Annotated in this window: 24 protein-coding genes; 13 read left to right on the top strand and 11 right to left on the bottom strand. The window is 60.3% G+C overall.

The window, feature by feature from the left end; translation table 11 throughout:
* The first annotated feature begins 9 nt into the window (after positions 1–9).
* The gene (locus BHE81_RS19170; RefSeq protein WP_023302171.1) at positions 10–951 is read left to right on the top strand and encodes a carbohydrate kinase family protein; all 942 of its coding nucleotides are present in this window, start codon (positions 10–12) and stop codon (positions 949–951) included.
* A 42-nt stretch (positions 952–993) separates the two neighbouring features.
* On the opposite strand, the gene BHE81_RS19165 is transcribed toward BHE81_RS19170, so the two are convergent.
* The 3 genes from BHE81_RS19165 to BHE81_RS19155 are packed head-to-tail and all read right to left on the bottom strand — an operon-like array spanning position 994 to position 4136.
* Entirely contained in the window at positions 994–2022 is a 1029-nt protein-coding gene (locus BHE81_RS19165) for a 2-hydroxyacid dehydrogenase (RefSeq protein WP_023302172.1), read from the bottom strand.
* Positions 2019–3515 carry an FGGY-family carbohydrate kinase gene (locus BHE81_RS19160; RefSeq protein WP_023282286.1) on the bottom strand — a complete coding sequence of 499 codons (1497 nt, stop codon included), beginning with the start codon at positions 3513–3515 and terminating at the stop codon, positions 2019–2021. The genes BHE81_RS19165 and BHE81_RS19160 overlap by 4 nt, the downstream gene beginning before the upstream one ends.
* A gap of 12 nt (positions 3516–3527) precedes the next feature.
* Positions 3528–4136, bottom strand: a complete 609-nt coding sequence (locus tag BHE81_RS19155; protein ID WP_002894164.1) for a methylthioribulose 1-phosphate dehydratase — start codon at positions 4134–4136, stop codon at positions 3528–3530.
* Positions 4137–4587: 451 nt separating this feature from the next.
* Between BHE81_RS19155 and codB the strand changes: the two genes are divergently transcribed.
* From codB to BHE81_RS19120, 7 genes are all read left to right on the top strand, one after another.
* On the top strand, positions 4588–5850 hold the full coding sequence (gene codB, locus BHE81_RS19150) for a cytosine permease (RefSeq protein ID WP_002894162.1): 1263 nt from the start codon (positions 4588–4590) through the stop codon (positions 5848–5850).
* Positions 5847–7082, top strand: coding sequence for a PucR family transcriptional regulator (locus tag BHE81_RS19145; RefSeq protein WP_002894159.1), 1236 nt, complete (start codon positions 5847–5849; stop codon positions 7080–7082). The genes codB and BHE81_RS19145 overlap by 4 nt, the downstream gene beginning before the upstream one ends.
* Entirely contained in the window at positions 7079–8317 is a 1239-nt protein-coding gene (gene codA / locus BHE81_RS19140; protein WP_023316570.1) for a cytosine deaminase, read from the top strand. The genes BHE81_RS19145 and codA overlap by 4 nt, the downstream gene beginning before the upstream one ends.
* A gap of 145 nt (positions 8318–8462) precedes the next feature.
* The gene (locus BHE81_RS19135) at positions 8463–9413 is read left to right on the top strand and encodes a LacI family DNA-binding transcriptional regulator (RefSeq protein WP_072159393.1); all 951 of its coding nucleotides are present in this window, start codon (positions 8463–8465) and stop codon (positions 9411–9413) included.
* A 121-nt stretch (positions 9414–9534) separates the two neighbouring features.
* Positions 9535–10344, top strand: a complete 810-nt coding sequence (locus BHE81_RS19130; RefSeq protein ID WP_004178995.1) for an inositol monophosphatase family protein — start codon at positions 9535–9537, stop codon at positions 10342–10344.
* A gap of 110 nt (positions 10345–10454) precedes the next feature.
* Positions 10455–11813 (top strand): MFS transporter, encoded by a 1359-nt coding sequence (locus tag BHE81_RS19125; protein ID WP_002894151.1) that lies wholly within the window; start codon positions 10455–10457, stop codon positions 11811–11813.
* A 25-nt stretch (positions 11814–11838) separates the two neighbouring features.
* Positions 11839–13107 (top strand): histidine phosphatase family protein, encoded by a 1269-nt coding sequence (locus BHE81_RS19120; RefSeq protein WP_004151656.1) that lies wholly within the window; start codon positions 11839–11841, stop codon positions 13105–13107.
* Between the two features lie 60 nt (positions 13108–13167).
* Here BHE81_RS19120 and mtnA read toward each other — a convergent pair whose 3' ends face one another.
* Entirely contained in the window at positions 13168–14196 is a 1029-nt protein-coding gene (mtnA, locus tag BHE81_RS19115) for an S-methyl-5-thioribose-1-phosphate isomerase (RefSeq protein ID WP_110246413.1), read from the bottom strand.
* A 101-nt stretch (positions 14197–14297) separates the two neighbouring features.
* Here mtnA and mtnK point away from each other — a divergent pair, with 101 nt between their 5' ends.
* Positions 14298–15497 carry an S-methyl-5-thioribose kinase gene (gene mtnK, locus BHE81_RS19110; RefSeq protein ID WP_004151657.1) on the top strand — a complete coding sequence of 400 codons (1200 nt, stop codon included), beginning with the start codon at positions 14298–14300 and terminating at the stop codon, positions 15495–15497.
* Positions 15498–15711: 214 nt separating this feature from the next.
* Here the strand turns inward: mtnK and BHE81_RS19105 are convergent, their stop codons facing one another.
* The 4 genes from BHE81_RS19105 to BHE81_RS19090 form a co-directional block, all read right to left on the bottom strand.
* Positions 15712–16953: an LVIVD repeat-containing protein gene (locus tag BHE81_RS19105; protein WP_004210861.1), complete on the bottom strand. Its 1242-nt coding sequence runs from the start codon at positions 16951–16953 to the stop codon at positions 15712–15714.
* Positions 16954–17054: 101 nt separating this feature from the next.
* Positions 17055–18119, bottom strand: a complete 1065-nt coding sequence (locus BHE81_RS19100; protein ID WP_023342933.1) for a sugar ABC transporter substrate-binding protein — start codon at positions 18117–18119, stop codon at positions 17055–17057.
* 20 nt (positions 18120–18139) lie between these two features.
* The gene (locus BHE81_RS19095) at positions 18140–19138 is read right to left on the bottom strand and encodes an ABC transporter permease (RefSeq protein WP_004176906.1); all 999 of its coding nucleotides are present in this window, start codon (positions 19136–19138) and stop codon (positions 18140–18142) included.
* Positions 19135–20637 carry a sugar ABC transporter ATP-binding protein gene (locus tag BHE81_RS19090; protein WP_004183363.1) on the bottom strand — a complete coding sequence of 501 codons (1503 nt, stop codon included), beginning with the start codon at positions 20635–20637 and terminating at the stop codon, positions 19135–19137. Before BHE81_RS19090 ends, BHE81_RS19095 begins: the two co-directional genes overlap by 4 nt.
* A gap of 163 nt (positions 20638–20800) precedes the next feature.
* On the opposite strand from BHE81_RS19090, the gene BHE81_RS19085 reads away from it, so the two are divergent.
* The 4 genes from BHE81_RS19085 (at position 20801) to BHE81_RS19070 (ending at position 23555) form a co-directional block, all read left to right on the top strand.
* A complete protein-coding gene (locus BHE81_RS19085; protein ID WP_110246411.1) occupies positions 20801–21889 on the top strand; it encodes an oxidoreductase in 1089 nt (362 codons plus the stop codon).
* A 57-nt stretch (positions 21890–21946) separates the two neighbouring features.
* Positions 21947–22690: an SDR family NAD(P)-dependent oxidoreductase gene (locus BHE81_RS19080; protein ID WP_023342935.1), complete on the top strand. Its 744-nt coding sequence runs from the start codon at positions 21947–21949 to the stop codon at positions 22688–22690.
* Positions 22691–22873: 183 nt separating this feature from the next.
* Positions 22874–23176 (top strand): type II toxin-antitoxin system RelE family toxin, encoded by a 303-nt coding sequence (locus BHE81_RS19075; RefSeq protein ID WP_023302178.1) that lies wholly within the window; start codon positions 22874–22876, stop codon positions 23174–23176.
* Positions 23151–23555 (top strand): helix-turn-helix domain-containing protein, encoded by a 405-nt coding sequence (locus tag BHE81_RS19070; protein ID WP_023302179.1) that lies wholly within the window; start codon positions 23151–23153, stop codon positions 23553–23555. The genes BHE81_RS19075 and BHE81_RS19070 overlap by 26 nt, the downstream gene beginning before the upstream one ends.
* A gap of 67 nt (positions 23556–23622) precedes the next feature.
* Here the strand turns inward: BHE81_RS19070 and BHE81_RS19065 are convergent, their stop codons facing one another.
* Genes BHE81_RS19065 through BHE81_RS19055 form a run of 3 tightly spaced genes read right to left on the bottom strand, consistent with a single transcriptional unit; the run spans position 23623 to position 26404 of the window.
* Complete coding sequence (locus BHE81_RS19065) at positions 23623–24498, bottom strand: DUF2608 domain-containing protein (RefSeq protein WP_023302180.1); 876 nt, start codon at positions 24496–24498, stop codon at positions 23623–23625.
* A 34-nt stretch (positions 24499–24532) separates the two neighbouring features.
* Positions 24533–25258 carry an oligogalacturonate-specific porin KdgM family protein gene (locus BHE81_RS19060; RefSeq protein ID WP_023302181.1) on the bottom strand — a complete coding sequence of 242 codons (726 nt, stop codon included), beginning with the start codon at positions 25256–25258 and terminating at the stop codon, positions 24533–24535.
* Between the two features lie 18 nt (positions 25259–25276).
* On the bottom strand, positions 25277–26404 hold the full coding sequence (locus tag BHE81_RS19055) for an adenosine deaminase family protein (protein ID WP_023302182.1): 1128 nt from the start codon (positions 26402–26404) through the stop codon (positions 25277–25279).
* Positions 26405–26424 lie beyond the last annotated feature (20 nt).

Here is a 26424-nt window from a genome sequence, read left to right as displayed (position 1 = left end):
GGGAGAACGATGGCAACCTTTGACGCCGTATTTGTCGGCCTGACTATTCTGGATATCGCCGGGCGCCCGGTGGTGGCGATCCCGCCGCGCGGCGGCGTCGCCTTTATTGAGCAAATTCGTCTCAACCCCGCCGGCACCGCCGCCGGGGCTAATATCAACGCCGCGAAGCTCGGGATCCGCACCGCAGCGGTGGCCTGCCTGGGCGAAGATGAAAAGGCCGACTTTATCCTCGCCAGCTATGCCCGGCTGGGCATCGACTGCTCGCTTATCCAGCGCACCGCGCTGAAGGAGACCTCGGCGACGATCCTGCCGATTCGCCCCAACGGCGAACGTCCGGCCCTGCACTGCCGGGGCGCGTCTGACGCCCTGTTTGTCAGTGAAGCGGAATTTGACGCCGTCCTTGACTGTCGTTTCCTGCATCACGGCGGGACCGGGCTGCTGGCGGCAATGGACCAGGGACAGAGCGCGCGGCTGTTGCAGGCGGCCAAAGCGCGCGGAGTCACCACCAGCTTTGACCTTATCGCCCCGAATGAAGAGACCCTCGAACTACTGCGGCCCCTGTTGCCGTCGGTGGATTATTTCATGCCTTCGCTGGAGGAAGCCGCCGTTCTCTCCGGAGAGACGCAGCCGGAGGCCATCGGCCGCTTCTTCCTGGCGCTCGGCGTGGGCACCTGCATTCTGAAAGACGGCGAGAACGGCTCCTGGCTTATCGGCCGCGATGGCGGGCCGCAGCATATTGCGCCGTGGCCGGTCGAGGCGGTGGATACCACCGGCTGCGGCGACAGCTACTGCGGCGGGTTTATTGCCGCGCTGGCGCGCGGACTCAGCGTGAAAGCAGCGTGTGACGTCGCCTCGGCGGTGGCCGCGCTGGTGGCGACCGGGATGGGATCGGATGCCGGGGTAGTGGACTGGGAACAGACCCAGGCTTTTATGGCGGCCCATCGCCCCTGACGATGGACCCGCGCCGCTGCAGAATGCGGCGGCGCAAGCGGCTTAACGCCACTGGTACAGCAGCGGCTCCCCGGCGACATAGCGCTGAAGATCGGCGGCAATCATCGCCGTGTGTTTGGCGATACTCTCCCGGGTGGCTCCGGCGATATGCGGCGTGATAATCACGTTATCGAACTCGATGACAAAAGGATGATCGCGCCACAGCGGTTCGCGGTGATAGACATCCAGCGCCGCGCCGCCCAGCGGGCCGTGGCGCAGGGCATCAATCAGCGCTGCCTCGTCGACCACCGCCGCGCGAGAGGTATTGATCAGCAGCGCGCCGGGCTTCATGCTGTTTAACAGCGCGGCATTCACCAGCCCGTCGCTGTGCGGCCCGCTGCTCAGGTGCAGGCTGACGATATCCGCCTCGCGGAACAGCGCCTCCAGGGTCGTTTTCTGTAGCCCTGGCTCATTGATATCCTCTGCGGCGACGAACGGATCCACCACCAACACCGCCATGCCGAACGCCCGGGCGATACGCGCCACCCGGCGGCCAATGTTGCCATACCCCACCAGCCCCAGCGTTTTATTGCGCAGTTCACTGCCTTTAAACACTTCATAGGGGCTTTCCGGGCTCACGTCCCAGACCACATCCCGCCGCAGACCCTGCTGAGTGGCGGCGGTGGCATTGTCAGCCTGCGTGAATTCCCCCCGCTTCAGCGCCGCATGGGATTGCGGAATATGGCGCGCCAGGCTGAGCATCAGGCCAAGCGTCAGCTCCGCGGCGGCATCGGCATTGCGCCCCGGGGTGTAGAGCACCCGGATGCCGCGCGCCTGGGCGGCCTGGGTATCAATATTCACCGGATTCGCGCGGGTGCAGGCGATCACCTGCAGGCGCGGACAGGCGGCCATCACCGCGTCCGTCACCTCATCATAGCTGGTCACCAGCACCTCGGCGTCGTGGGCCAGCTCAATCAGCTGACCGGCGCTGAGTTTCGGTTTGCCCAGCGCCCACCCCTCCACCAGCAGCTCGCCCAGCTGGTGGAAGGCGCTAAGGTCGCCAGCATGCTCGGCGGTAAAAACGATTTTCATGGTTGTAGGTCCTGAGAAAGAGGTTGAAGGGCGGCCTGTCTGGCCTGCCATACCGGCAGCATCTGCTCGCGCAGCAGGCGGTAAACGGGATACAGCGCCGCGTAGCGGGCATGCGCCTGAGGGCGCGGCTGATAGCGGGTCTGCGCCAGCGGAGGCGTCTCGGCCAGCGCCGCGACGCTACGGGCCGCCAGGATCGCCGCGCCGCGCGCGCTCAGTTCGTTAAAGGCGCTGGAGACCACCGTGCGTCCGGTACAGTCGGCGATAATCTGCAGCCAGGTCGCCGAGGCTGCGCCGCCGCCGGTCAGATACAGCTCGCCGCCCTGCGGATAACCCTGCAGCGCATCGACAATGGCGAAGGCCAGGCCTTCAAACACCGCGCGCTGCAGTTCGGCGCGGGTGGTGTGCGGGCTAATGCCGAAAAAGCCGGCCCGCGCGTCCGGGCTGTAAAACGGCGCACGTTCGCCATTGAGGTACGGCTGCCAGAAGACGCCGCCGCTGCCTGGCTCCACCGCCGCGATCGCCTGCTCCAGGTGCCCCAGATCGGCGTCCAGCGAAATATGCTGCTGCAGCCAGTCAATGTTTGGCGTACCGGCCTGCATCGGAAACAGGGAGATCACCTGTCCGGCTTCGGTATGGGTGACAAAGCGCGTCGCCTCGTTCACCGTCTGCGGGCCGCGGCAGACGATCCCGGTGCAGCAGGTGGTGCCGAGGATCGTGTAGATATCCCCTTCGTTGACCGCGCCGCAGCCCAGCGCGGCGCTACAGACATCCAGCGCCCCGGCGGCCACCGGCGTCGCGGCGGGCAGCCCGGTCAGCGCCGCCACCGCGTCGCTCAGCGTGCCGGCCAGGGCATCCGGGGCCAGCAGCGGGGGAAACAGCGGCAGCAGTTCGTTCAGCCCCATCTCGTTCATCACCACCGAGGACCAGCTGCCGGTCTGCTGATTGAGTAACGAGCTGCTGGCGTCCGTCAGCTCCAGCGCCGCCACGCCGGTCAGGCGAAAGCGGATCCAGTCCTTGGCGAAAAACAGATAGCGCGCGGCCGCCAGCCGCGCCGGCTGATACTGTTTCAGCCAGTACAGCTGCAGGCTGGTATTGCAGGGCTGCAGGTGGGTGCCGGTATCGGCGAAATAGCGGCGGTCGAAGCCGGGTCGGCGCAGCAGGTCGCTCATTAGCTCGTGGCTGCGGGTATCGCTCCACAGGATCCCCGGGCCCACCGGTTCGCCCTGCTCATCGCTGAGCCAGACCCCCTCCCCTTGCCCGGCGAGGCCGATAGCCCGCAGCCGCCCCGCCTGTAGCGCCGGATGGCGGGCAATCTGGCGCAGAATAGCCAGCACCGAATGCCACAGCTGGGTCATATCCTGTTCCGCGTAGCCATTGGCCGACAGGCGGGGTGAGGTATTTTCCGCGGCGCTGGCGCAGGCGGTGAAATGCTGATCAAACAGCACCGCTTTCACCCGCGAGGTGCCAATATCGATACCAAGATAAAAATCCATACCTGCTCCGGCTCAGGGCTCGTAGCGGCGGCGCATCAGCTCGCACTCGAACAGGAACTCCAGCCCCTCCAGTTGACGGCGGGCCTCCTGAATATCTTTCCCCCAGCAGGTCAGGCCGTGGCCGCGCAGCAGAAAGCCGTAGCGCAGCGGGCGGGTTTGCGCATAATCGGCAATCCGCGCCGCCAGGGCGTCAATATCCTGGTCATTATCGAAGATGGCGATCGGAACGGTATCGAGATGGCTATGCTGCCCGCTAAGGGTTTTCTGCATTTCATACCCCTGCAGCGCCAGCGTGTCGCTTTTTTCGATGCGCGACAGCACAGTGGCGTTGACGGTATGCACATGCAGCACCACGTTGGCTTCCGGGAACAGGCGATACACCAGGGTGTGCAGACCGGTCTCGGCCGACGGCTTCCGTCCGGAAGGCGCCTGGTTGGTGGCGATCTCAACCTGCAGAAAATCCTCGGTTGTCAGGCTGCCTTTGTCGCGGCCCGACTCGCTTAGCCAGCACCAGGTATCATCCTGACGCACCGACATATTGCCGCCGGTCGCCGGCGCCCAGCCTTTCGCGCCGATCCAATGACAGGTGGTGACCAGTTGCGCGAGTCTTTCTTGCCACATAGCAGTTCCTTAGGTTAGCGATGATTTATTTAGCCGTCTAAATGGCTATTTATCCGATACTAACACCGCTAACCGGAGGGGACAATATTTCAGGAAACACACACAAGACAAATGGTTATATCATAAAAGCATATTAAATAACCTTTATTCACAGTGATTTAACCAACCGTTTTCAGTACACCACTATTCTCCACTACTCTCTGGCCAAAAACAGGCGGATCGTCCTGGCTAAAATTCTCCTCCGGCGCCAGGGATGCGCTCACCGCCCTCCTCTGCCCTGGACTGGTGCAAAACCTGGCAGGATGCACAGTAGAATGGCATTACCCGTCCGGGATCCTTCAATAAATGTGCATGTTGCACACCGCGCGCTATTCCCCGTGCCCGGTTTTTCCTGGCACATCTCTTGCTACTTCCGGCTATCACCGCCCATCTACCAGCCAGAGGTTCCAGGATGTCAAACAGCAATGATTTTCCCCTCGTCGAAGCGCCCGCCGCCGGACGCAAAGGCGTATTTTCCATCGCCATGGTGTTGTTCAGCTTTACCTTTTTCACCGGCACGATGTTCGCCGGCGGTAAACTCGGCGTCTCCTTTTCCATCGTCAATCTGCTGTGGATAGCCGTCATCGGCAACGCCTTGCTGGCCCTCTATGCCGCGTCGCTGGGCTGGATCGCCGCGCGCAGCGGCCTGAATACGGTGCTGATGGGCCGCTTCTGCTTCGGGGAGATTGGCAGCAAGCTGGCCGATTTTATTCTTGGCTTTGCCGAGCTGGGCTGGTACGCCTGGGGCACCGCCACGGTCGCTATCTCGTTGGTGAAGATCCTCGCTCTGCCCGAGGCGCTGACCCAGCCGTTGATGGTGCTGTTTGGTATTCTGTTCTGCGTCACCGCGCTGGTGGGCTACAAGGGGCTGGACGCGCTGTCGCGCCTGTCGGTGCCATTGATGTTTGTGCTGCTGATGGTCTCCATGTATCTGGCGCTGCACCACGCCGGCGGCTGGCAGGCGATGACCCGTATTGCGCCGAGCGACACCATGACCTGGTCGGCGGCCATCACCATGGTCTTCGGCACTTTCGCCAGCGGCGCCACCCAGGCGACAAACTGGACCCGGCTGGCCAACTCCAGCCGGACCGCCATTCTCGCCAGCATGGGCAGCTTCCTCATCGGCAACGGGCTGATGATCGTCGCCGGCGCCTGGTGCGCTATCGTCTATCAACAGGCCGATATCGTTGAAGTGCTGATCCTGCAGGGGCTGTCGGTGGCCGCGGTGATCATGCTCTGTCTCAACCTGCTGACCATCCAGGGCCCCACCATCTATAACGTCTCCGCCGCCGCCTGCCATCTGCTGCGCAGCGAACGTCGCCGGACGCTGACCCTCGCCGCCGCCGGGGTGGGCATTGTGCTGGCCATTGGCGGGATGTACGAAATGCTGATCCCCTTCCTCGTGCTGCTGGGCAGTATTATTCCACCCATCGGCGGGGTGATCCTCGCCGACTACTGGTTCGCCCGCGGCGGGCGCTATCCCCTGCTGCAGAACGCCCGCCTGCCGCGTTTTAACTGGCTGGGACTCGGCGCCTACGCCGCCGGCGCGGTGGTGGCCTATCTTTCACCGTGGATCGCGCCGCTGGTGGGGATCTCCGTCTCCGCGCTGGTCTATATCGCCCTGACTCTGCTAAGCAAACGCCAGCCTGCCGCCGTCGCGGAGCAGGAGCCATGAGCCTGACGGTCAGCGAACTGCTGGCCCTTGAGGGACTCTCCGCCCTGCGTCTGCGGGCGGGAAAGCAAGGGCTGCAGCGGGCCGTACGCTGGTACTACGTGGCGGAAAATGAACATATCGCCGAGTGGATCATGGGCGGCGAGCTGGTGTTTATCACCGGCATCAACCATCCCCGGGATGAAGCCAACCTGATCCAGTTGCTGATGGAGGGCAAACAGCGCGGCATCGCCGGGATGGTGATCCTCACCGGCGAGGCCTATATCCACGCCATTCCCGCCACGCTGATCGCCCTTGCCGACGAGCTGGGCATGCCGCTGATCGAGCAGCCCTACCTGCTGAAGATGGTGATTGTCACCGAGCGCATCGGCACCGCGCTGGTCCGCAGCGAAAACGTCCTGCAGTCGCAGCGCGACATTCTGATGCAGCTGGTCACCGGCGACTATCCGGACCTGCAGATGCTCCATCAGCGCGCCCTGCACCAGCAGCTCGATTTTACCCGTCCGCTGCGGCTGGCGGCGCTGCGTCTGGAGGGGTTGTCCCGCCTGTTTCGCCAGTTCCCGCCCGAGCAGGCCGAAGCCTGGCTGCTGCAGGCCCACCGCAGCGTGCGTCAGCAGCTGCAGCAGCAGCTCAACCAGCAGGGCAATTCCTTTCCGCTGCTGGAGCGCAGCAACATGTTCCTTTTCCTGCTGCCGGATGAGGAGGGGGAAGGCTTTCAGCAGAAAAAATGGCTACAGCAGTGGCTGCAGGCGCTGGCGGACGGAGAGGAGAGTTTGTCGCTGCTCTGCGGCCTCTCCGCGCCGGTCAGGCAGCTGCAGGGCTACCCGCGGGCGCTGTCGCAGGCGCGCCAGGCGCTGGATCTGTGCGATACCCTGCGGCCGACCCAGCGCATCAGCGACTATCAGCAGCTGGGGTTTATCAAACTGCTGTCCGCGGTCAGCGACCCGGCGCTGCTCAACGATTTTATGCACGACACCCTCGGCTGCCTGATCGAGCCGGGCCGTAAAGCGCCGTGGCTGCTGCTGGAGACCCTCGAGACGCTGCTGCAGGAGAACGGCAACGTGGTGCGGGCCGCCGACCGGCTGGGTCTCCATCGCAACACGTTGCATCAGCGCATCCAGCGCATTGAAAAACTGACCGGCTACCCGGTCAGCCACCCTCAGTTTCATCTCAACGCCTCGGTCGCGCTGGTGATCTGGCGTTTATCGCAAAACCATTTACAGGACCCACCATGAAAATTATTAACGCTCGCCTGCGCCGCCAGGAGGCGCTGTTTACTCTTGACCTGCAGGACGGGATGATTCACCGCATCACCGCCCAGGCCGCGATGCAGACTGCCGACGCAGGGGATATCGACGCCCAGGGCCGGCTGGCGATCCCGCCCTTCGTCGAGCCGCATATCCATCTTGACGCCACCCTCACCGCGGGCGAGCCGGAGTGGAACCGCAGCGGCACCCTGTTTGAAGGCATCACCCGCTGGAGCCAGCGCAAAGCGAGCATTACCCCGGAGGACACCCGCCAGCGGGCGCTGAAAACCATCGGCATGCTGCGCGACTTCGGCGTCCAGCACGTCCGGACCCATGTGGATGTCACCGATCCGTCGCTGGCGGCCCTGAAGGCGTTGCTGGCGGTGAAACAAGAGGCCGCCGATCTCATCGATCTGCAGATTGTCGCCTTTCCGCAGGAGGGAATCGAATCGTATCCCAACGGCCGGGAGCTGATGACGCGCGCCATCGAGATGGGCGCCGACGTGGTGGGCGGCATTCCGCACTATGAGAACACCCGCGACAAAGGGGTCAGCTCGGTGATGTTTTTGATGGACCTCGCCCAGCGTTACGGCCGCCTGGTGGATGTCCACTGCGATGAAATCGACGATCCGCAGTCGCGTTTCCTCGAAGTGCTGGCGGAAGAGGCGCGGGTGCGCGGCATGGGGGCGCAGGTCACCGCCAGCCACACCTGCGCGATGGGCTCTTATGATAACGCCTACTGCTCAAAGCTGTTTCGCCTGCTGAAAGCCTCAGGCATCAACTTCATCTCCTGCCCGACCGAAAGCATTCATCTGCAGGGCCGGTTTGACAGCTGGCCGAAACGGCGCGGCGTCACCCGGGTGGCGGAGCTGGATCGCGCCGGCATCAATGTCTGCTTTGCCCAGGACTCGATTCAGGATCCGTGGTACCCGCTGGGGAACGGCAATATCCTGCGCATTCTGGATGCCGGACTGCACATCTGCCATATGCTCGGCTATGACGATCTGCAGCGCTGTCTCGACTTTGTCACCGACAACAGCGCCCGGGCGCTGTGTCTGGGCGATAACTACGGCCTCGCCGAAGGCCGCCCGGCGAACCTGCTGATCCTCGATGCGGAAAACGACTACGAGGCCGTCCGTCGTCAGGCACGGGTGCTGACCTCCATTCGCCACGGCAAGGTGATTTTGCAGCGTGAGGTGGAGCACATCCGTTACCCGGCATAGGGCGCAAGGCGCTGCGCGACGACGCCTTTCTGTGATACCTTTTCAGGCAGTGTGCGTGACCGACGCCCGCCCGGGCGTCGGCTTCCTGGAAAACAGACGGCGCGAAACGACGATGAGCGATAAAAAATGGATTAAGGCCGAGGACGTGGCCAGACTGGCCGGGGTCTCGCGCTCGGCGGTCTCCCGCACCTTCACCCCCGGCGCCTCGGTGTCGGAGAAGACCCGGCAGAAGGTGCTGAGCGCCGCGGAAGCCCTGGGCTATCAGGTGAATATCATCGCCCGGACGATGATCACCGGCAGCAGTAATTTTATCGGCATCGTCACCGCCGGTTTCGACAACCCGTTTCGCAGCAAACTGCTGGCGCCGCTGGTCCATCAGCTGGCGCTCAATGGCTTTATGCCGCTGCTGATGAACGCTGACGATCCGCAGCAGCTCGCCCCCTCGCTTAAACAACTGCTGAGCTATCACGTCGCCGGGGTGATCATCACCTCCGGCGCGCCGCCGCTGTCGCTGGCGGAGGAGTATCTGGCGCGCAAGATCCCCGTCACCCTGATCAACCGCCATGCGGACCTCGCCGGCTGCGACCGGGTGTGCAGCGATAACGCCCAGGGAGCGAAGCTGGTGGCGGATCTGTTCAGCCGCCGAGGCTGGCGGCAGGTTGGCTTTATTGGCGAAAATCGCGAGAACTTCAGCACCCGCCAGCGCTATGAGGCTTTTATCGCCCGGACGTCGGATATGGCGGTGAGCAGCCGCTTCTGCGACAGCGGCGGCTATCAAGCCGGCTACCAGGCTGCCAGAGAATTGGTTGCTGAAAACCCCGGGATGCAGGCGCTGTTTTGCGCCACCGATATGCTGGCGCTGGGCGCCCAGGACGGCCTGCGGGACGCCGCCGCCCCGCTGCCGGCCATCGTCGGCTTTGACGATATCCCGCAGGCGGACTGGCAGCCCTATCAGCTCACCACCGTTCAGCAGAATACCGCCCTGCTGGCCCACCACGCGGTGGATTTGTTAATGACGCGGATCGCCCGCTTCAGCCTGCCCTCGCGCCATCGCGAAGTGCCGGTGAAACTAATTATTCGTCATAGTGCTAAATGAAAAAATCATTTTATGCTGGAGCGATCACAGAATCTTCTGCGAAACCCGGCCACACTCATTCGGCCCTTCGGGGCTGTTTTTTTCACGCAAAATGCACACGTGTGCAAAATAGGGAGTCACTATGCAATCTCAGGAATCAGAAGCGCTACAGGCCCGCTACCGTCTGGCCTGCGAGCTGGCTAAAGCGGGGGCTGAGCTGGCGTTTGAATACTATCAACAGCGCGAGGCGTTGACCGTCGACCATAAGGGCGACGACCTGCAGGATGTGGTCAGCGTGGCCGATAAGCGGGTGGAGGCCTTTGTCAAACAGCGCATTCAGAGCGCGTTTCCGGAGGATGGTTTTCTCGGCGAAGAGAGCGGCGCTCGCCTGCCCGACGCGCGAGTGCTGTGGGTGGTCGACCCCATCGATGGCACCAGCTGTTTCCTCAACGGCCTGCACACCTGGTGCCTGTCGCTGGCGATCGTCGCCGACGGCGAACCGGTCATCGGCGTGGTCTACGACCCCAACCATCGCGAGCTGTTTCACGCCCTGCGGGGCCATGGCGCCTGGCTCAACGACGCTCCGATCCGTCCGCACCCCGCGACGACGGTCAAAGAGGGCGTGATGGGCGTCGGCACCTCGCATCGCGTCACCCCGGCGGACTTTCTGCCGTTTCTGCAGGCGCTGCTCAGCGACGGCGGCATGTTTATCCGCAACGGCTCCGGGGCGTTGATGAGCGCCTGGGCGGCGGCGGGCCGGTTGATTGGCTACTACGAGCCGCACATGAACCCGTGGGACGCCCTGCCGGGGCTGGTGCTGATGCGCGAAGCGGGCGGCGCCAGCAACGATTTTCTGGCGCAGGAGGGGATCCAGCGCGGCAATCCGCTGCTGCTGGCCAGCCAGACGCTCTACCCGCAGCTGAAAAAGATGATCCCACAACCATTACATTAACCCTTACGGGTCAGGCTATTTCTGATTATGTACTCTACACAGTAACGATAACTTCATTCACGGACGAACCACATCAATCAGTCAGGCCTCCGACCTGCGGAGAACCACCTATGTCTGGAATTATCGCTTTTTTCCGGGCGTCGCCGCCGAAAGCGGGCGCCGCGTTTGATGAACACCGTTTTCGCCGGGTGCGCTGGCAAACCTTTATCGCCATGACCCTGGCCTACGTCACCTTTTACGTCTGCCGGTTATCCTTCACCGTCGCCAAAAGCGCGCTGGTGGAGCTGGGGATCACCCCGACGGAGCTCGGCATGATCGGCTCTACCCTGTTCTTCAGCTACGCCATCGGCAAACTGGTCAATGGGTTTATCGCCGATCACGCCAACGTGGTGCGCTATATGAGCCTCGGTTTATTGCTCAGCGCCGGGATGAACCTGATGATGGGGATGACCACCAACGCCCTGCTGCTGGCCATCTTCTGGGGGATCAACGGTTGGGCGCAGTCGATGGGCGTCGGCCCCTGCGCGGTCTCGCTGGCGCGCTGGTACGGCGTTAAGGAGCGCGGCACCTTCTATGGCATCTGGTCGACGGCGCATAATATCGGCGAGGCGGTGACCTATATGGTGATCGCCGCGGTGATCGCCGGGTTTGGCTGGCAGATGGGCTACCTGTCCACCGCCGCGCTCGGCGCCGCCGGCGTGGTGCTGCTGGTGCTGTTCATGCACGATTCGCCGCAGAGCAGCGGCTTCCCGTCCATCAACGTCATCCGCGATGAACCGCAGGAGGAGGTCGAAGCCCGCGGCTCGGTGTTTAAAAACCAGCTGCTGGCGCTGCGCAACCCGGCGCTGTGGACCCTCGCCCTCGCCTCCGCCTTTATGTACATCGACCGCTACGCCGTCAACTCCTGGGGGATCTTCTTTCTCGAGCAGGATAAAGCTTATTCCACCCTGGAGGCGTCCGGGATTATCGGCGTCAACGCTATCGCCGGCATCGCCGGGACCATCATCGCCGGCATGCTCTCCGACCGCTTTTTCCCGCGCAACCGCAGCGTGATGGCCGGATTCATCAGCCTGCTGAACACCGCCGGCTTCGCCCTGATGCTCTGGTCGCCGCACAATTACTACACTGATATTCTGGCGATGATTATCTTCGGGGCCACCATTGGCGCTCTGACCTGCTTCCTCGGCGGGCTGATCGCCGTCGATATCTCTTCGCGCAAGGCCGCCGGGGCCGCGCTCGGCACCATCGGCATCGCCAGCTACGCCGGCGCCGGCCTGGGCGAGTTTCTCACCGGGATCATTATTGATAAAACGGCTATCCTTGAAAACGGCAAAACGCTGTATGATTTCAGCACGTTGGCGCTGTTCTGGGTGGGTACCGGTCTGGGTTCCGCGCTACTCTGTTTTACCACTGCCGCCATCGTCGCCCGGCGCCATGCCGTCGAACGGCAGACCTCGTTCTCCTCATAACCGATTAACGAATAAGGAAGAAGATATGATGCCTGCAAGACATCAGGGGCTGTTACGCCTGTTTATCGCCTGCGCGCTGCCGCTGCTGGCGCTGCAATCTGCCGCCGCCGCGGACTGGCAGCTGGAGAAAGTGGTCGAGCTCAGCCGCCACGGTATTCGTCCGCCGACGGCCGGCAACCGGGAAGCCATCGAGGCCGCCACCGGCCGACCGTGGACCGAGTGGACCACCCATGACGGGGAGCTCACCGGCCATGGCTATGCCGCCGTGGTCAACAAAGGGCGTGCGGAAGGCCAGCATTACCGCCAGCTCGGCCTGCTGCAGGCCGGATGCCCGACGGCGGAGTCGATATACGTGCGCGCCAGCCCGTTGCAGCGGACGCGAGCGACCGCCCAGGCGCTGGTGGATGGCGCCTTCCCCGGCTGCGGCGTCGCTATCCATTATGTCAGCGGGGATGCCGATCCCCTGTTTCAGACCGACAAGTTCGCCGCCACGCAAACCGACCCCGCCCGCCAGCTGGCGGCGGTGAAAGAGAAGGCCGGGGATCTGGCGCAGCGTCGGCAGGCGCTGGCGCCGACCATCCAGCTATTGAAACAGGCGGTTTGTCAGGCCGATAAGCCCTGCCCGATCTTCGATACCCCGTGGCAGGTCGAGCAGAGCAAAAGTGGGAAGACCACCATTAGCGGACTGAGCGTGATGGCCAATATGGTGGAGACGCTGCGTCTCGGCTGGAGTGAAAACCTGCCTCTCAGCCAGCTGGCGTGGGGCAAGATCACCCAGGCCAGGCAGATCACCGCCCTGCTGCCGCTGTTAACGGAAAACTACGATCTGAGTAACGATGTGTTGTATACCGCGCAAAAACGCGGGTCGGTGCTGCTCAACGCTATGCTCGATGGCGTCAAACCGGAGGCGGATCCGAACGTACGCTGGCTGCTGCTGGTGGCCCATGACACCAATATCGCCATGGTGCGCACGCTGATGAACTTTAGCTGGCAGCTGCCGGGCTACAGCCGGGGAAATATCCCGCCGGGCAGTAGCCTGGTGCTGGAGCGCTGGCGCAACGCGAAGAGCGGAGAACGCTATCTGCGGGTCTATTTCCAGGCCCAGGGCCTCGACGACCTGCGTCGTCTGCAGACGCCGGACGCGCAGCACCCGATGCTGCGTCAGGAGTGGCATCAGCCGGGCTGCCGTCAGACCGACGTCGGTACGCTGTGTCCCTTCCAGGCGGCTATTACCGCCCTCGGTCAGCGTATCGACCGATCATCCGCCCCGGCGGTAGCCATGGTCCTGCCGTAGCGGCGCGGTGTTTGTCCGGGCCCGGGAAAACCTTTTTTTCCAGGCCCGGCACGACGTCCGTTATCCGTTGTCCGGCGCAAACGCCCCGGCGGCGACCTGCGCCGGGGTGACCACCCCGCTGTCCAGCACCCAGCCGCTTATCAGCCCAGCAGGCGTGACGTCGAACGCCGGATTGTAAACGGCGGCCCCCGTCGGCGCCCACTGTACCGCGCCGAAGCTGCCCGCCACTCCGGTCACTTCCGCCGCCGCGCGCTGCTCAATGGGGATCGCCGCCCCGTTCGGGCAATGGCGGTCGAGGGTGGTCTGCGGGGCAGCGACGTAAAACGGGATCTGGTGATAATGGGCCAAAACCGCCAGAGAATAGGTGCCGATTTTATTCGCCACGTCGCCGTTGGCGGCGATACGGTCGGCGCCGACCCACACCGCATCCACCTGCCCCTGCGCCATCAGGCTGGCGGCCATTGAATCGGCGATCAGCTGATAGGGCACGCCCAGCTCGCCCAGCTCCCAGGCGGTTAAACGACCGCCCTGCAGCAGCGGCCGGGTTTCATCAACCCATACGTTGGTCACTCTTCCCTGCCGGTGCGCCAGCGCGATAACGCCCAGGGCGGTCCCTACCCCGGCGGTCGCCAGGCCACCGGTGTTGCAGTGGGTCAGCAGTCGACTGCCGGGCTTCACCAGCGCACTGCCCGCCTCAGCGATGCGGTCGCACAGCTGTTTATCTTCTTCGACCAGACGCAAGGCTTCCGCTTCCAGCGCCTGCGGGTAATCCTCCCGGGCCAGCGCCTGCTTCATGCGATCCAGATTATTCATCAGGTTGACCGCCGTCGGCCGCGCCGCGCGCAGCGTCTCCAGCGCCTGCTGGAGTGCATCCCGGTTCAGGCCGCGCTGGGCCAGCAGAGCCAGCAGCAGGCTGGCTGACAGGCCAATCAGCGGCGCGCCGCGCACCCGCAGGGTATGAATATGGTCCACCAGCAGCGCAACGTTATCCGCCGCCAGCCAGCGTGTTTCCTGCGGCAAGGCCTGCTGGTCGAGAATAAAAAGCTGATTTTCACTCACCCGCAGGCTGGTGGTCTGTAATGTCTGCATGTCGTTAAATCCCTGTTGCGTTGTTGTATCACATTGTGTCAGGATGGAATCCAGAAGTATAGACGTCTGAACGGCTTAATCAGAATTCGAGGATCGAGGCAATGTCGCAATACCATACCTTCACCGCCCACGATGCCGTGGCTTACGCGCAACAGTTCGCCGGCATCGACAACCCATCTGAGCTGGTCAGCGCGCAGGAAGTGGGCGATGGCAACCTCAATCTGGTGTTTAAAGTGTTCGATCGTCAGGGCGTCAGCCGGGCGATCGTCAAACAGGCCCTGCCCTACGTGCGCTGCGTCGGCGAATCCTGGCCGCTGACCCTCGACCGCGCCCGTCTCGAAGCGCAGACCCTGGTCGCCCACTATCAGCACAGCCCGCAGCACACGGTAAAAATCCATCACTTTGATCCCGAGCTGGCGGTGATGGTGATGGAAGATCTTTCCGACCACCGCATCTGGCGCGGAGAGCTTATCGCTAACGTCTACTATCCCCAGGCGGCCCGCCAGCTTGGCGACTATCTGGCGCAGGTGTTGTTCCACACCAGCGATTTCTACCTCCATCCCCACGAGAAAAAGGCGCAGGTGGCGCAGTTTATTAACCCGGCGATGTGCGAGATCACCGAGGATCTGTTCTTTAACGACCCGTATCAGATCCACGAGCGCAATAACTACCCGGCGGAGCTGGAGGCCGATGTCGCCGCCCTGCGCGACGACGCCCAGCTTAAGCTGGCGGTGGCGGCGCTGAAGCACCGTTTCTTTGCCCATGCGGAAGCGCTACTGCACGGCGATATCCACAGCGGGTCGATCTTCGTTGCCGAAGGTAGCCTGAAGGCCATCGACGCCGAGTTCGGCTACTTCGGCCCCATCGGCTTCGATATCGGCACCGCCATCGGCAACCTGCTGCTTAACTACTGCGGCCTGCCGGGCCAGCTCGGCATTCGCGATGCCGCCGCCGCGCGCGAGCAGAGGCTGAACGACATCCACCAGCTGTGGACCACCTTTGCCGAGCGCTTCCAGGCGCTGGCGGCGGAGAAAACCCGCGACGCGGCGCTGGCTTACCCCGGCTATGCCTCCGCCTTTCTGAAGAAAGTCTGGGCGGACGCGGTCGGCTTCTGCGGCAGCGAACTGATCCGCCGCAGCGTCGGACTGTCGCACGTCGCGGATATCGACACTATCCAGGACGACGCCATGCGTCATGAGTGCCTGCGCCACGCCATTACCCTGGGCAGAGCGCTGATCGTGCTGGCCGAGCGTATCGACAGCGTCGACGAGCTGCTGGCGCGGGTACGCCAGTACAGCTGAGTGCGCCTGTTTCCCCTCACCCCAACCCTCTCCCACAGGGAGAGGGAGCACCCCCTAAAAAAGTGCCATTTTCTGGGATTGCCCGGCGGCGCTGCGCTTGCCGGGCCTACAGATAGCCGCATAACGGTTTGATCTTGCACTCTTTCGTAGGCCGGGTAAGGCGAAAGCCGCCACCCGGCAGACATCCGAGTACAATTTTGCGTTTACCTTACCCTCACCCCAGATACTCAATCACCGATAGCCCGCCGTTGTAATCGGTGCTGTAGATAATGCCTTGCGCATCGACAAACACGTCACAGGACTGGATCACCCGCGGGCGGCCGGGACGGGTATCCATCATTCTCTCAGGCGCAGCCGGGACCAGCGCCCCGGTCTCCAGCGGGCGATACGGGTTGGAAATATCGTAAGCCCGCACGCCGGCATTCTGATACGTGGCAAAAATCAGCGTTGAGCTGACAAAGCTCCCCGGCCGGTTCTCATGCAGGTTGTGCGGACCGAAATGCGCCCCTTTCGCCACGTAATCCGCTTCATCCGGCGGCGGGAAGGTGGCGATGCTCACCGGGTTGGTTGGCTCGCGGATATCAAACAGCCAGATCAGCTTCTCGCCGTCCTCCTGGTTGTCGAGCACCGCTTCATCCAGCACCACCAGCAGATCGCGATCCGGCAGCGGCAGCGCGGTATGCGTTCCGCCGCCGAACGGCGGGCTCCAGTTGCGATGACTAATCAGCCTCGGCTGGGTACGGTCTTTGACATCCAGCAGCGTCAGGCCGCCGTCGCGCCAGCTGCCGTAGGCGGTATCCCCGGCAATAATGGCGTGATGCAGCGCATAGCGTTTGCCCTGCGGCCAGTCCGGTGTTTCACCGCCCGCCTGGTGCATCCCCGGCAGCCACCAGCGCCCGGCTACTTCGGGCTTACGCGGATCGGCCAGATCGATGGTCAGGAAGATGTAGTCGGTAAAACCGTCGATCAGCGCGGACACATACGCCCAGCGCCCGCCGACGTACCAGATGCGGTGAATACCGATGCCGTTAAGCGACAGGAAACTGATTTCCCGCGGCTGCGCGGGAGTGGAAATATCAAAGATGCGCAGCCCGGCGCTCCACCCCTTGTCCTGCACATCGCTGACCGTGTCACCCACCGAGCGGGTGTAGTACACCTTCTCATCAGCAAAACGGGCGTCAGCAAACAGATCCCGGGCGTTGATCACCAGCAGCAGATCGTCATGCGCCTGCAGATGCACGTTCCAGGTGCCCGGCGGCGCGGCAATATAGTTGACGGTGGTGGGCCGGGTCGGATCGCGAACATCGACCACGGAAAAGCCCTGCGACACCATATGGCCGATATAGGCGAATCCGCGGTGCACCATCAGCTGCACGCCGTCCGGACGACCGCCCTGATCGCTATGGCCAATCAGCCGCATATTGCGGCTGTATTCGGGGGAAGGTAATGCTGACATAGGGGATCCCTCTCGCCCGGTGGTATGGTTTTCCCCCTCTCCCTGCGGAGAGGGCCGGGGTGAGGGCACCAGGCCGCCGCCCACCGCCACCCGGCTTGATTTTATTTGTTCTTCGCTTCCAGCGTCGCGAACCACGGCGCGATAAAGTCTTCGGTCTGGCCCCAGCCAGGGATAATTTTCCCCAGCGACGCCACGTTCACCGCCCCCGGCTGGGCCGCCAGCAGCGCCTGGGGAATCGCTGCCGCCTTGAAGTCGTAGGTGGCTGGCGTCGGCTCGCCGGCGATCTTGTTGGCGATCAGCCGCACGTTGGTCGCGCCGATAAGCTTCGGATCCACCGCCACGCTCACCTTCCACGGGCTGCCGGCTTCGCGCATCAGCTGCAAATCCTGGTTGGAAATATCAATGCTGTAGAGTTTGATCTCGGTGCGGCCGTTCTCTTTCAGCGCTTTATAGGCTCCCTGGCTAAAGGCATCCCAGGCGCCCCAGATCGCGTCAATTTTCCCTTTCGGATACTTGGCGAGGATCGCCCCCACCTTGTTGGCAGTGTCGCCCTGCACATCGGATGACACGGCGCCGATCGACTCCAGCTCTTTAATCCCCGGATTTTGCTTCAGCAGCGTCTGGTAAGCCGCCTGACGGCGCTCCATCGGCGGGAAGCCCGCCACCCACAACTTGACGATGTTGGCCTTGCCGTTGAAATCTTTCACCAGCTGGCCAAAAGAGAGCTCGGTCAGTGAGGCGTCATCCTGCTGGCTGACCGTCACCCCGGGGATCTCACCGCTTACCGCGGTATCGAACACCGCCACTTTGATCCCGGCGTCCACCGCCTTCTTCACCAGGGCGGTGGAATACGGGTCACGCCCCTGGGAGAGAATAATGCCATCGTATTTCTGGCTGATGGCCTGGTTGACGAAGTCCTGGAATTTGGCGTCATCGCCGTTGCTCAGGAAGGTGCTGATTTTGAAACCGAGCTTTTTGCCTTCCTGCAACGCCCCGGCGACAAACTGGGTGGTGTTATCGTCAGACCCGAGGTTGCGGATCACGGCAATGCGGATCGGGCCGTTGTGTTCGGCAATCGCCGCCGGCACCGGCGTCGGGGCGGTGGCCAGCGCCGCCGTCGACTGCAGCAGACCCAGCGTCATCAGAGAGAGTGCGATCTTTTTCATGCTGTTTACCCTGTAAAATGTTAAGTACGGCGCTGAAAATAGGTCAGTGCCAGCGCGCCAGCCAGCACCAACCCTTTAATAATGTCCATCGCGTAATACGGCACCGAGAGCATCACCAGCCCGTTGGAGAGCACGCCGAGGATCACCGCCCCCACCAGCGTCCCCAGGGCGTTTGGTTTGCCGGAGCCCGCCAGCGAAAAGCCGATCCATGCCGCGGCCACCGCGTCCATCAGATAGCCGCCGCCGGCGTTGACCTGCGAAGAGCCGATGCGCGAGGCCAGCAGAATGCCGCCCAGCCCGGCCAGCAGCGAGGCAATCACGTATGCTGCGACTTTGTAACGCGTGATCCGCAGGCCGGAGAGCCGCGCCGCCTCCGGGTTGCCGCCGATGGCGTACATCCGCCGTCCGTGGGTAGTGAACGACAGCGCCAGCTGGGCGATCAGCGTCACCACCAGCATGATAATGACGATGGTCGGCACCTGCCCCAGCGCGCCAAAGGCCGCCGGGATAGTACCCTCCGCCATCTCGCCGCTCGGCAGCACCATGTTTTCGGTAATCGACCCACCATAGCTGTAGGTCATTGCCACGCCCTGAATCACAAACAGGCTGGCCAGGGTGGCGAGCATGTCAGGAATGCGCAGCACCACGATCAGAAAGGCGTTAAACAGCCCCACCAGGGTGCAGAGCGCGAGGGTTATCAGAATCGCTTCGGTGGTCCCCAGGCCATGCCAGACAAACAGGGAAATCACCAGCGCGTTAGCCAGCGATGCCGTCGATCCCACTGACAGATCGAAGCCGCCGATGGTGAGGGAAATCGACACCCCAATGGCAATCACCGTCACGATGGCAATCGAGCGCAGAATGTTGATGATGTTGAACGGGTCAAGGAAGTTGTCCGAGGCGAGGCCAAAGACCGCCACCAGCAGCACCACGGTCAGCAACATGCCCCACTTATAGAGAAAATCAAAAAATCGCTGACGGCCCGATACCGTCGCGTTTACTGCCAGGGCCTTGCTCACGCTGCCGCTCCTCCGGTTGAATAATAAAGCAGTGTCTCTTCCCGGGCTTCCGCGCCGGGGATCTCCGCTACGATCCGTCCGTCCCACAGTACGCAGATGCGGTCGCATAAACCGACCAGCTCGGCGAATTCACCCGAGGCATAAATCACCCCTTTGCCTTCCCGTGCCAGACCATCGATCAGCATGAACAGATCGGTTTTCGCTTTCACATCGACCCCTTTGGTCGGTTCGTCAAAAATCAAAACGTTGGCATCACCGCGCAGCCATTTGCCAATGGCCACCTTCTGCTGGTTGCCGCCGGAAAGACGGCGCAGCGTCTGACCGGGACCGGTAGCGCGCACGCCGAGGCGGGCAATCACCTCCTCCGCCCAGCGCCAGGCCTGCCGATGGCCAAACAGGCTCCAGCGCGAAAAGCTGTTATCGGCGCTGACCGCCAGGTTCATCGCGATCGGCTCTTCAATGAAAATGCCCTCTTTGCGTCGCTCCTCCGGGACCAGCGCCAGGCCGCGCCCCACCGAGTCGGCCGGATCGCGCGGTCGCCACGGCTGGCCGTTCAGCTCGCCACGCTGCACCCGGCTTTTGCTGGCGCCGAACAGCGCTTTGCACAGCTCGGTTTTGCCCGCGCCGGCCAGCCCGGCGATACCCAGAATTTCCCCCTTCCGCAGGCGCAGCGAAATATCCTGCAGCAACGCCTCATCATGCAGACCGTCAACCTGCAACAGCACCTCTTCGCCGTGCGGCGGGCGCGGCGGCGGGAAGATATCGCTCAGCTCGTGGCCCAGCATCTTTTCGACGATCTGTTCGCCGCTCAGCGGCCCCATCGGGCCGCTCTCAATCAGCCGCCCGTCGCGCAGCACCGTCAGGGTGTCGCAGATCGCCTTCAGCTCATGGATACGATGCGAAATAAACACCACCCCGATCCCCTGATGCTGCAGACGGCGTACTACCGCAAACAGACGCTCACTTTCATGCTGATCCAACGGCGCGGTGGGTTCATCGAGGATCAAAAAGCGGCAATGGTGCGACAGGGCGCGGGCCAGCAGGATTTGCTGTTTTTCGGCGAGCGTGCAGCTGTCAATGGAGCGCCGGACGTCCAGCGCCACATCCAGCTGCGCCAGCGCCTCGCGCGCCAGCTGCCGAACCCGCGACCAGCGGAAAGTCATGCCCGGCTCCGCCAGCCTGTCCAGCATAATGTTTTCCGCAATGCTCAGGCCCGGCACCAGCGCCACGTCCACCTCCTGCTGCACCAGGTGGATCCCCAGCTGTTTAGCATCCCGCGGCGAACGAATGGTGACCGGCAGGTTGTTGATCGTCACTTCGCCCTCATAGTGGGCGTGGGTGCCGCACAGCACGGCCATCAGCGTCGACTTACCCGCGCCGTTGGCCCCGGTCAGGGCATGCACCGACCCGCCATGGAGGGTAAAGTCCACCTTGTTCAGCGCCTGAAAGCCGGAGAAGGCCAGGCTAATGTTATGCATCTCAAGGCGATTCGCGCTCATCACTGCTCCCGTGCGGCAATTAATCTTCTGATTTAACGAATTTTTCATAGCCGCCGCTGGCTGACAACTGCGTAAAAAGCATAAGATACAACGAAATAATATTAGCCATCTGGATGTCCAGACATAACATCAGGTTAGCCCAACACCCATAAGGACAGCTTCCATGAGCAACAGCGATATCCGCGTCGTGCCCGGCCCGGCCAACTATTTCTCCCATCCTGGCAGCCTTGAGCGGCTGAACGATTTTTTTAACGCCGACCAGCTCTCGCGAGCGGTGTGGGTCTATGGCGAGCGCGCTCTGGCCGGCGCCGAACCTTTTCTGCCGGCGGCCTTCTACCTGCCGGAGGCGAAAAAGATCCGCTTTACCGGCCACTGCAGCGAACGCGACGTGGCGGGGCTGGTGCAGGCCTCCGGTGACGATCGGGCGGTAGTGATTGGCGTCGGCGGCGGCGCGCTGCTCGACAGCGCGAAAGTGCTGGCCCGCCGCCTGGGGGTACCGCTGGTGGCCATCCCGACTATCGCCGCCACCTGCGCGGCGTGGACGCCGCTGTCGGTGTGGTATAGCGACGCCGGACAGGCCCTGAATTTTGAGATCTTCGATGACGCCAACTTCCTGGTGCTGGTCGAACCGCGCATCATTCTCAACGCCCCGGCGGAGTACCTGCTGGCGGGCATTGGCGACACCTTAGCCAAATGGTATGAGGCAGTGGTGCTGGCGCCGCAGCCGAAGGCGCTGCCGCTCACCGTGCGGCTGGGGATTAACGGCGCGCTGGCGATCCGCGACGTGCTGCTGGCCAGCAGCGAAACGGCGCTGGCGGACCAGCGCCGCGGCGATCTGACCCAGGCGTTTCGCGATGTGGTGGAGGCGATTATCGCCGGCGGCGGGATGGTTGGCGGGCTGGGGGAACGTTACACCCGGGTCGCCGCCGCCCATGCGGTGCACAACGGACTGACGGTGCTGCCGCAGACGGATAAATTCCTCCACGGTACCAAAGTGGCCTACGGCATTCTGGTACAGAGCGCCCTGCTTGGTCAGGACGATGTGCTGGCGCAGTTAGTGCAGGCGTATCAGCACTTTAACCTACCGACCACCCTGGCGGCGCTGGAAGTCGATATCAATAACCGCGCAGAGCTGGACCGGGTCATTGCCCATACCCTGCGCCCGGGCGAGTCGATTCATTATTTACCGGTGACGTTAACCCCTGAGGTTCTGCGCGCGGCGTTTGAGAAGGTGGAATACTTCAGCCGTTAATCACCCCGACCGTCTATACCTAATGATGATGCTCACCACTCTCGCAACGAGGTCATCATGCAGATCGATTTAACAGGTAAGAAGGCGCTGGTTACCGGTGCCAGCCGTGGGTTGGGTCGCGCAATCGCGCTGTCGCTGGCACGCGCCGGTGCCGATGTGGTTATTACGTATGAAAAATCGGCCGATAAAGCCCAGGCGGTCGCCGATGAAATAAAGGCGCTGGGTCGGTACGGCGAAGCGGTACAGGCCGACAGCGCCAGCGCGCAGGCGATTCAGGATGCCGTCACCCATGCGGCCCGGTCCCTCGGCGGGCTGGACATTCTGGTCAACAACGCCGGAATAGCCCGCGGCGGTCCACTGGAATCCATGACGCTGGCGGACATTGACGCGCTTATCAACGTCAATATCCGTGGGGTGGTCATCGCCACCCAGGAAGCGCTGGTGCATATGGCCGATGGCGGACGTATCATCAACATCGGCAGCTGTCTGGCTAACCGCGTGGCCATGCCGGGCATCGCGGTTTACGCCATGACCAAGTCCGCCCTCAACGCCCTGACCCGTGGCCTGGCGCGTGATTTAGGCCCTCGCGGGATCACCGTTAACCTTGTCCATCCAGGGCCGACCAACAGCGATATGAACCCGGAGGATGGGGAACAGGCGGAAGCCCAGCGCCAGATGATTGCGGTCGGCCACTACGGCCAGCCGGAAGACATCGCCGCGGCGGTCACCTTCCTCGCCAGCCCGGCCGCCGGGCAGATCTCCGGTACGGGGCTGGACGTGGATGGCGGATTGAACGCCTGATCGCACATTTTCTGCAAGCCTCTGTCGCCCGGCAGAGGCCTTCCCGCGCCGCCTCGACGGGTTGCGTTTTGCCTCTTACCTGCGTTTTTTCTCCGCTCTACAGTACCCCATAAGAAATTCGGAATTTATCTAATAGTCTTATTATTTCCTTATATTTTGTGTGGGCGTACAGTGGAGGTACGGATGAAAATTGTCTGGTCAAAAACGGCAGATAAGCAATTTTCTAAAATCGATACTCGGTATAAGAGCCGCATTAAATCCAGGCTGGAGAAGATGGATGATAAAGCTTCACCTATCTCGGATATCAAAAAATTGTCCTCTCCCGAAAACCACTACCGGCTGCGATTAGGTGATTACAGAGTCATCTACACCTTTGGGGATCCGCCGGGCGATACCTGCTACATCGTGGCGGTTAAACGCCGAACCACCACCACCTACCTTCATGAGGAACATACCGAATATGACTATTCAGTACATCAAGGATGAAGAAGGAAAAGACCAGTATGTCGTCATTCCTTACAGCGATTACTTTCGTATGCGCCTGGCTCTGCTGGAGTACGACGACGAGGATGAAAGCGACTGGGAAGATATTCCTTATGAATCAGATATCTATGATGACGTCATGCTGCCGGGCGAAGTATGCGACGTGATGCATAAAGAAAACGTCAGCCTGCAGGCCGCGTGGCGCATCCTGCGCGGGATGTCCCAGCAGGAGATAGCCGAAAAGCTTGGCATCAGCCAGTCCGCGGTGTCACAGCTGGAAGCGCTGGACTCCCGTCCGCAAAAGCGCACCCGCGAGAAGCTGGCGGCGATTTACGGCTGTACTCAGGAGCAGATCAGCCTCTATCTGCCGAAAGAGGGGTAATACCCTACGAAAAGTAAGATTAACGGCTATAATACATGGCCGTTAATCTTTACTCATAGCGGAAATATTATTTCTTATCAGAACGACAGCTCTGCACTCTGTCCGGGAAAATCGACTGCAACGTGCTGGAGAGTTTAGTCCACTCGCTGCTCATCCGCTGTGCCTGTTCAGCGGTTAATACTGCGCCCTGCTTCTTAATCAGGTCTGATTCCACTTTCGTGTAATGAACCAGAACGGAATCGACGTTTTTATATTTATCGCTCGCCAGCATATTCTTCATTGCATTGATATTAGCGATACTATCATCAACAAATACTATAGAATTAAATTTACGCTGTGTTTTATCGAGTAAGAAATCAAGAATCACACCTTTATCCTGCCCGGATGACAGCATAATACCGTTGCCATAAATATAAGAGCGTTTAAGCCGTCCTTCATAAAGAGGCGCATCGCTTTCATTCAGCAGCTTAAGCGGTGAAACGCTAAAGTTTATGCCATTCTTTTTCAGTTCACGCTCGGTAGCATAACGGGTATCAGGCGCACGAGAGGTCAGCGCAAAAACGCTATGCTTCTCCTGCCATGATTTGATCTGCTCAGCGAGTCCGGGTTCGGTTAACGTCATAGTGCCGATGTTATAAAGCAGCGCAATAGAGTCCTCATACAAACAGGAAACCTTCTGCTCAGGGCTGGGTTTCAACGGTAGTTTATTGGTTTGCCATTGATACCAGATATCGCTACCCACTTCGAGCTGGCCTGTCAGAACCGTATTATCGATATCAAAGACCAGTAAGACATTTTCTGGATGATAGCGAGCGTCTTTCTTTTTAATAATATTCCCGACGGTTTCATACGAATCTGATTCAACCGTTGTCACCTCCGCCAAAGAGAGAGGAATATAGCTTAATAAAGATAAAGCAATAGCGTACCGGTAGACTTTAATCATAACAGCCTCTTATTTAATTATATTAACTTTGAATTTAGAAAGTATAAGTTAAACCCATACGATAACGGCCCTGACGTTCATCGGTGGTTTTATCGGTACCACGATAATCGGCAATACTGACGTAAGGTACCCATGAACCAAATTTGTAACCGACTTTAAATGAGGCGGTATAGTTTTCGTTACCATTATCCCATGTGATATAACCGTTGTTATAATAAACAAGATTCAGCTGGTACTGGAAATTACTATTACCCGGGCGATAATCAACCCACAGGTCGTAACGCCGGTTATTGCGGTCATCGTTACCATAGCCTTTTGATTTACTGGTGGCTTTATCCATGTCATAACGGAAACGACCGGAAACGCGCCATTCTTTGCTGAAGTTATATCCAGCGGATAAACCATATTCGTAGGTAGTCCAGTATTCGGTAGAATCTAACCAGAACATCGGCTCCAGCCAGAAATTTTTATCATCCAGCGGCTTAAACCGATACACAATAGAAAGACCAGAACCGTTGTTATTAAACTGAGAAGGATCCCATTTATCCTTATTTCCTTCCTGAGTGTTATAGCGCAGTTCACCCATTAACCCAATACCGTTACTAAAGAAGGTCCCGAACTCAACGCGGTCAGCATGGGTTCTTTTCTTATCTAAATATTCGTGACGATAATCGATAAAACCGTGCGGCTGTTCAGCGTAAACGCTATGCGCCGCCAGACCGGTCAATACAATGGATGCAACTGGAATTATCCTTTTCATGATCTACCCCTATTATAATTATCTGGTTGATGTAAGTTGTTCGTATCTTCTGGCAAATCTCGCGCGAAGCGCTGGAGAATGAACGGACTTCTGTGCAATAGCAAAAAAATCAACATCATCACTGATAACTGCTGTGTATATTTTTTCCAGAAGCCTTTTTTGAATATCCTTTGCAACAAATGAGGCTTCAATAGCCATCATCGAAATATCAATCAGTTCTGCACGCTGAAAACCAAATGCATTAATGGCAAATTGATATTCTTTTAATATATCCGTTGAACAAATACCAGCATCGTCAGTATTAAGATTTAGCCTCACGCCGCTATCATAAAGCGCTCTTATTGGATGAGTACTATTCCCCTGTTGGATGTCATTAATCAGCAAATGGTTACTGGTTAATGAGACTTCAAGTAATACCTCTTGCTCGACGAGTTCCGCGATAAGCTCCGGACACTCAATGGCGCGAATACCGTGACCTATACGTGAAGCGCCGGCGGCTAAAGCCTCTTTGACACTTTCAGCACCACAGATCTCTCCGGCATGTAAGGAGCCACGCAGACCTTGCTGATAGAGCATGCTGAGAGAAGGAACATAGTCACTAAAACGATGCATACCTTCATGGCCGGCAACATTAACGCCAACAATATAAGGGTCAGGATGGTTCATAAAAAGATCAACAACCGCAGCCGCTCGCTCTATTCCATCATGCCTGATAAGAACAACATGCAGGCGTGTGATCGTACCATATTGTTCCTCAGCGTCTTTTATTGCCCGAGTCACCTCATACAAACAGGCAAGATAATTGCTCTCACCGTTGCCATCGCCGACCCTCATCATATGGTCCGGTGAAATAAGCAGTTCACAATAGATCATGCCTGCTTGCGCATTGCGTGAGATAAAATCCGCCGTCACCAGATAATAATCTTCCGGCGTTTTAATCAATGATGAAATAAAATCATAAATTTTTATAAAGTGTGCAAAGTCTGATTTATCCCACGCATAATCATAATCACCAGGAACCGCACAACGTCTAATATATTCATCTGAAATTACGATCCCATTTTTTCGTGATAAGTGCACCGCTAAATTTGCCGTCACCGATCCTTCCAAATGTTCATGCAAAATGACCTTTGGTATTGAAAACACTATTATTATCCTTAATGATA

The organism is Klebsiella sp. AqSCr, from assembly GCF_008452795.1.
GTDB classification, from domain to species: Bacteria; Pseudomonadota; Gammaproteobacteria; order Enterobacterales; family Enterobacteriaceae; genus Klebsiella; species Klebsiella pneumoniae.
This window is presented reverse-complemented; position numbering and strand designations above follow the sequence as displayed.